6 protein-coding genes are annotated in these 6876 nt (G+C 64.8%); 4 read left to right on the top strand and 2 right to left on the bottom strand.

From position 1 onward, the window contains the following. The 3 genes from JOZ79_RS10255 to JOZ79_RS10245 all read left to right on the top strand — a co-directional run. The coding region (locus JOZ79_RS10255; protein WP_294073810.1) for a TonB-dependent receptor at nucleotides 1-1422 on the top strand (1422 nt) is incomplete at its 5' end. Continuing rightward, a complete protein-coding gene (locus tag JOZ79_RS10250) occupies nucleotides 1410-1943 on the top strand; it encodes a YfiR family protein (RefSeq protein WP_294073808.1) in 534 nt (177 codons plus the stop codon). The genes JOZ79_RS10255 and JOZ79_RS10250, both read left to right, overlap by 13 nt. Further along, a complete protein-coding gene (locus JOZ79_RS10245) occupies nucleotides 1940-3673 on the top strand; it encodes an ATP-binding protein (RefSeq protein ID WP_294073806.1) in 1734 nt (577 codons plus the stop codon). Before JOZ79_RS10250 ends, JOZ79_RS10245 begins: the two co-directional genes overlap by 4 nt. 9 nt (nucleotides 3674-3682) lie before the next feature. Here JOZ79_RS10245 and JOZ79_RS10240 read toward each other — a convergent pair whose 3' ends face one another. Both JOZ79_RS10240 and JOZ79_RS10235 read right to left on the bottom strand, forming a co-directional pair. Next, the gene (locus JOZ79_RS10240) at nucleotides 3683-4684 is read right to left on the bottom strand and encodes a dipeptide epimerase (RefSeq protein ID WP_294073804.1); all 1002 of its coding nucleotides are present in this window, start codon (nucleotides 4682-4684) and stop codon (nucleotides 3683-3685) included. A 76-nt stretch (nucleotides 4685-4760) separates the two neighbouring features. Further along, nucleotides 4761-5378, bottom strand: a complete 618-nt coding sequence (locus tag JOZ79_RS10235) for an XRE family transcriptional regulator (protein ID WP_294073802.1) — start codon at nucleotides 5376-5378, stop codon at nucleotides 4761-4763. A 127-nt stretch (nucleotides 5379-5505) separates the two neighbouring features. On the opposite strand from JOZ79_RS10235, the gene JOZ79_RS10230 reads away from it, so the two are divergent. Next, on the top strand, nucleotides 5506-6876 hold a 1371-nt coding region (locus tag JOZ79_RS10230), incomplete at its 3' end, for a TonB-dependent receptor plug domain-containing protein (protein WP_294073800.1).

Below are 6876 nucleotides of genomic sequence, written 5' to 3'. Positions count from 1 at the left end.
ATCAACATCATCACCAGGGGCGCGGCATCGAGCGCGGGTGCCTTTGCCGACATCGATGCGGGTACCGTCCAGCAGTCGGTGGGACTGCGCATCGGGGGCCAGGCGGGCCCCGACCTAGCCTATCGTGTTTACGGGCGATGGCTTAGCCAGGGCGCCGCAACCCGGCCCGGAGACGGGTCCGCCGCGGATGGATGGCACCGACTGGGCGGCGGCTTCCGTGTCGACTGGACGCCCGCTCCGGCCGATACGGTAACCGTAGAGGGCGACGCGTTCGACGGCCGGGATGACCAGCCCGGCAGCGCTCGTGAGGATACCGCCGGTCGCGACCTGGTGGTGCGCTGGAATCGGGACCCGAACGAGGACGAGCATTTCCAGGCTCAGGCCTTTTACGACCGGATGAGCCGGGCCTCGCGCCCCAACAACGGCAGGTTCCATGTCGACACCTTCGATGCCGACGTTCAGCAGAGCATGGCGCTCGGAAGCCGAAACGCAATTGTCGTGGGCGGCGGCGGACGTCTCGTTCATTATTTAATCAACGGCACACCGCAGCTCTATTTCACGCCGGCCAGCCGCGATCTCTTCCTCGGCAACCTGTTTGCTCAGGACACGATCGCACTCACTGACGCCTTGAGCGTCACCGCAGGCATCAAGGCCGAGCACGACCCCTATGTCGGGGTCAGTTTGCTGCCCGATCTTCGGATCGCGGTGAAGCCCGCGCAATCGGTGCTGTTGTGGGCGGCCGTGTCGCATGCGGTCCGCTCCCCGACGCCGTTCGACGAGGACGTGCAGGAAAGGGCGCCTGGCGTTACGCTGGCCGGGAACCGCGATTTCCGCACGGAAAAGCTGACGGCCTATGAAGCCGGCGTTCGAGCGCAGCCGACCGCCGGCCTGACCTTTTCCGCAACAGCCTTCTTTCATCATTATGACGACCTGAGGACGATCGAGATCGCGGCGGGACCCGGGCTCAACCTTTACTGGGCGAACGAGCTCGCCGGGCACAGCTATGGCATCGAGGCTTGGGCAAGTGCGAGCCCGCTGCGCTGGTGGACGCTGTCGGCCGGAACGACGCTCCTGCACGAGGAGCTGCACTTCAAGCCGGGCGCGAGCGCTCCGGGTCTCGGCACGTCGCAGAACGGCCTCGACCCTTCGCACCAGTTCATCCTGCGCTCGAGCATGAACCTCGGCCGGTCGGTGACCCTCGATATCGACGCGCGCGCCGTCGCCGCGCTCGGAAGTGGAACCGTCGCGACGGGCGGCGTGCCGGCCTATACCGAGCTTGGCGGGCGTCTCGCCTATACCTTGTCGAGCCATCTGCAATTCGTGCTTTCGGGCGCGAACCTGCTTCACGCCCGCCACGTGGAATATCCGGGCGGCGACGCCATTTCGAGGAAGGTCCTGGTGGGCCTGCAATGGCGGCGATGAGAGCGTTGGCCCTTGCCCTGCGCGCGGGAGCCGCCGCTCTGGCGATGGTCGCGATCGCTGCTTCGGCTGCGGAGCCGACGGACATCTCGGTCAAGGCCGCATTCCTGCCACGCTTCGCCCGCTACGTGACCTGGCCGGCATCGGCCCTTCCAAAAGCAGGGGGCCCCTATCAGTTGTGTGTCATCGGCAGCGATCCCTTCGGGTCTTTGCTCGACCAGACCGCGGCCTCCCAAACCGTCGACGGACGCAAAATCCTCGTGCGTAGGTTGAACAGCGCAAGCGGGGCGGAGGAATGCCAGATCGCTTTCGTCGCGAACAATCGCCTGGGCGAACTTAACGGAATGGACGGGAAGCCGGTTCTCACCGTGACGGATGGGCCGGCCGGGAGCCCGCGCGGAATCATCCATTTCGCGATCGTTGGCGGGCGTGTGCGCTTCTTCATCGACCAGGCATCCGCGCAGCAGCGCCGGCTCGGCATCAGCTCGCGGCTGCTCGCCCTTGCGCTGGGAGTCCGCCGGTGACGGCGCGCGAACGATCCCAGATCAACTGGCGCTCTGCGCCGATTGCGATCTTCGCGTTCGCCTTGCTGATCCTTCTCGGCGGGATCGGCGTCAGCGTCCAGTTCAATTCCGCCTACAATCGCGCGCGGATCGAGCAGACGCAGGGCTTCGCGGATGTGCTTGCGGCTTCGACGGCCGCCGCGGTGGATTTCGACGATCCGGCGGCGGCGCAGGACGCGGCCAACGCCTACAGGGTCAACAAGCAGATTCGACTGATTGCGATCTTCGATCGGACGGGCAAGGCAATCGCCGGCTACCAGCGAACCGGCGCGCCAATCCCGCGGTCGATCGAGGCCCTGCCGACGGCGGACGAGAGCGAGATCCGGGTCAGCTCGCCGATCGCGCAAGCCGGGCAGCACGTCGGGATGGTCTACCTGGACATCGACAAGGACCTTAAGTCGCGCACTTTCGCGCGCTACGGGATCATGCTCGGCCTGTTCCTGCTTGCGGCCTTGGTGGTCGCGACCGTCGGGCTCGCCCAGGTGCAGCTCCGCCGCGCAAATCGGGCGCTCAAGAGCCGCGCGGAAGATCTCGGCCGCGCTAACGACCTGCTCGAGGAGCAGATGGAGGAGCGGGCCAAGGCGGAGGAGCAGCTGCGCCAGAGCCAGAAGATGCAGGCGCTCGGCCAGCTGACCGGCGGCATCGCCCATGATTTCAATAATCTGCTGACCGTGATCCAGGGATCGGCAGACATGCTTTGCCGGCCCGAGCTTCCGGAAGCGAAGCGGGCGCGGTTCGCGCAGGCGATCGTCCAGGCGGCGACCAATGCCGCCTCGCTGACGTCGCAGTTGCTGGCTTTTGCCCGACGCCAGCCGCTGATGCCGGAACGGATCGATGTGAATGCCCTCATCGCCGACATGAGGGAGCTGATCGAGGGCACCGTCGGTGAGCGGATCGCGCTTCAGATCGAGCTCGGGAACAAGCCGTGCGCGGTCAAGGCCGACCGCGCCCAGCTTCAGTCAGCAGTGCTGAACATCGCCTCCAACGCGCGCGACGCGATGGACGGTCGGGGCACTCTGACGATCCGGACCGGGACTGTCCGCAACGCCGCCGGCGACAGCATGGTCGCGATCGAGATCGCCGACACCGGAACCGGCATGGACGCGGAGACGGTCGACCGCATCTTCGAACCCTTCTTCACAACCAAGGGTACGGGCAAGGGAACCGGCCTCGGCCTCAGCCAAGTCTATGGCTTCGCGTCCCAGTCGGGCGGCGACGTCCGGGTCGACAGCGCGCCGGGCCGGGGGACGCGCCTCACCTTGACCCTGGCCTGCGCCGGCGACGAGGAACCGGTCGACGCCGGCGCCCGCCCACCGGAGTTTGCGAACCAGCCGGCAGTCTCGATCCTGGTCGTCGAGGACAATGAAGAGGTCGGGGCATTCGCCGAAACCCTATTGTCCGAGCTTGGACACCTGGTCACCCGAGCCGCTTCGGGCGAGGAGGCGCTCGACCTGGCGAGGGCGCGCAAGTTCGACATCGTGCTCAGTGACGTCGTCATGCCGGGGATGGGGGGACTGAAGCTGGCGCAGGTCCTCGCGGAGGAGCAGCCGCGGCTCCCCGTCGTCCTGGCGACCGGATATAGCCAGGAAATCGCACGTTCCGGAAGCGGCGGGCGGGCGGTGATCCTCAAGCCCTACCGGCTTGCGACCCTTTCCGAAACGCTAGCAACGGCGCTCCAGTCACCACAGTAAGCGTAACCCTCAGCCGGCACCCCACAGGGTCTCGGGTACAAAAATCTCGCCGTCGGAATAGATTTCATCCACATGCGCATCGTCGGCGAGGCCCGCGGGGCCGTCGAGATCGACCACGTCGCAATATTGGGCGACGATGAAGGCGGGCGCCATTGCGAGGGTGCCCCCGGCCATGTTGCCGACCATCAGCGACTTGCCCATGGCCAGCGAGACTTTTGCAATTGCCAGCGCCTCGGTGAGGCCGCCGCACTTGTCGAGCTTGATGTTGATCATGTCGAAATAGCGGCCGCGCTCGTTAAGCTCGGCGAGGGTTAGGATGCTCTCGTCGGCGGCAATGGGGAAAGGCGTCCGCCAGCCTTCGAGAGAGGCTTCGTCGCCGCGCGGTACCGGCTGCTCGAGAAGCGCTACCCGGTGCTCGACAAGAATCGATTCGAGGGCGTCGAAGTCCTTTGCGCCGAAGCCCTGGTTGGCGTCCGCCATCAGCCACGAATCAGGATATCTGGACCGGACCATCGACAGCCGCTCGCGGTCGGCGTCGATGTCACCCTCGAGCTTGAGCTTGATCGCGCGGGTCGAGTGCAGTTCACCAAGCTTACGCTCGAAGATCTGAGGTTCGTCGGCGGAGAGCGTAAAGGTGGTCAGGCGCGGCTTGGGCTCGGGCGCGCCGGCGAGCCGCCACACTGGAACTCCGCTCCGCCGCGCCTCGAGTTCCCACAGCGCGCAATCGAGCGCATTGCGGGCGCCGCCGGGAGGAAGGAGAACTTGAAGGGTCGGCCGGTCGATCCCGCCTTCGACCGCAGCTCGAACCGTTTCGATCTGCTCGACCATCCGGTCCTGGTCATCACCGAGATAATAGACTCCCGCGGCCTCTCCCCGACCGCTCGCGCCATCAGCGGATATGGTTGCCAGCACGGCTGGCATCGCATCGAACACGTACCCGGAAATGCGGAACGGCGCGGCCATCTTGGCGGCGAGGCGGTCGATATCGAGACGAAAAGACGGATCGGACATGCGCCGATGGTAGGGCGTAGCGACAAAGTTTCAAGAAAAGAAACACGTGGCCGCAAATTCCTGAACGCGTGGGAGATTACATGCGTTTGGCGGCGGCCTCGGCGATGTTCTGGATGCCTCGGCCTGCGCAGACCGAGAGTACGACGCACGGCTCGGCGCTGGTCCGGATGTAGGCGTGCGCCATGCCGCTGTCGAAATAAACGCAGTCGCCTGGGCCCAGCGCAAGCGGCGTATATAGGTCCGAATGGAGCTCCATCGCGCCGCGAAGGACGTAGAGGAACTCCTCGCCCGAATGCCTGACGAGGCCTCCCATTTCGTCGAGGGACGTCGCCCGGATGTCGATCAGGATCGGCGTCATCATCTTGCCGACCAGGTCAGCGGCCGGGTACGAATGATTGTAACTGTCTGATTCCGCTAGAGGTTCCTGGCCAGCGCGAGTCACGCTGCGACGGCCGGACGATGCCGACGAGGGTTGGTCAGCAGCACCGCTCATCAGTTCCTGCAAGTCGATGCCGAGCCCCTGGGCGAGCCGGATGAGCTTGTCGTAGGTGAAGCTCATCTTACCGTTCTCGAGCTTCGACAGCGTGGAGTAGGGCATGCCGACCCGCCCAGCGAGCTCGCGGAGCGTCAGGCCCTTGGCGATGCGTGCCGAGCGCAAGGCCTGCCCGGGCTCCTGGCCCGATGTGGACCTCACTACGGCCTCGGCGGCCAATCGCCGGTCCAGGAAGGCCGCAGACCGCGTAACGCTCACCATATCAGAAACCGGTTGCCAATTGGGAAACGAATGCCATGATGCCACGGTTATGGGCAGGGAGGCTAGGGTGAACATTCATCGGTCGGTCGCAGCGCTTCTCGGGGGAACCTGCATTGTCGCAATAGCAACCCCGGCGGTGGGGCAGACTAGCGAAGCAGCGCAGCTTCCGCAGCAGCTACAACAGCAACAGCCCGCAGCGCCCGTACAGGAGGACCAGAACGCGATCGTGGTCACCGCTCAAAAGCGTCCGCAGCTCCTGATTGACGTCCCGCAATCCGTGTCGGTCGTTTCAGGCCAGACGCTGGAAGCGCAGCACGCGACCAACTTTCAAGATTATCTGAAGCTCGTTCCGGGTCTTCAGCTCAATCAGTCCGATCCGGGGGAAGGGCGCCTGATCGTTCGCGGCGTCAATACCGGCAGCGTCGCCTCGACGGTCAGCGTTTATGTCGACGAAACGCCCTTCGGCTCCAGCAGCGGATTAGTGAACGGCGGCGTGCTCGCGGCCGACTTCGACACCTTCGATCTCAACCGGATCGAGGTCCTGCGCGGGCCTCAGGGCACGCTTTACGGCGCAAGTTCTCTCAGCGGGGTGCTGCGCTTCGTCACCAACGCGCCGCAGTTCGATCGCGTGATCGTGCGGGGCCGGGCGGGGATCGAGGCGGTGAAGGGCGGCGACCTCGGCTACAATGCCAACCTGCTCGTTAACGTGCCCATCAGCAGCACTTTGGCGTTCAGGGCGTCGGGCAGCTACCGTAAGGACGGCGGCTTTATCGACTCGATCGGCACTGTCGGGTCGACTTTCGCTGGCTTCGGGCCGGGACCGTCAGACGTCGCAAAGAACATCGATGGCGATAAGGTATATGGCGGCCGGGCGTCCTTGCTGTTCAAACCGAACGACAAGGCCTCGGTCCGTCTCACAGCCATTGCTCAGAACGTCGATGCCGACGCACCGAGCCTGATCGAAGCGGATCCTGTGTCGCTACGACCGCTGCATGGCCTGTCGCAGTCGCAATTCGCGCCGATTTTCTCGAACCTGCACTATCGGCTCTACAACGCGACCGGCATCTTCGACCTCGGTTTCGGGACGCTGACCACTTCGACTAGCGCCAGCAAGCAGAACCAGAAGGAGCGCACGGACCTCACCAACGTTTACAGCGGCCTACTGATGGCGGCGTTCGGCTTTCCGCCGAACAACTTCGCCGAGCCGCAGCGGACGAATCTCAGCAAGTTCACGCAGGAGGTCCGGCTCACGGGCCAGTCGCATCTGATCGATTGGCTGATTGGCGGTTACTACACCCATGAGAAGGGCCTGATCGGTCAGACGCTCGTCGCTTACCAGGCCGGCACCGTGACGCCCATCGACGCCTTGCCGCTCCTCGGGAACAGCGACATCGAGACACTGGCGTTGCATTCCAAATACAGAGAAATTGCCGGCTTT

This window comes from Sphingomonas sp. (assembly GCF_019242355.1).
In the GTDB taxonomy this organism is placed as follows: Bacteria; Pseudomonadota; Alphaproteobacteria; order Sphingomonadales; family Sphingomonadaceae; genus Sphingomicrobium.
The sequence above is the reverse complement of the archived record's forward strand: the minus strand, read 5'-3'. Positions and strand labels throughout refer to the sequence as shown.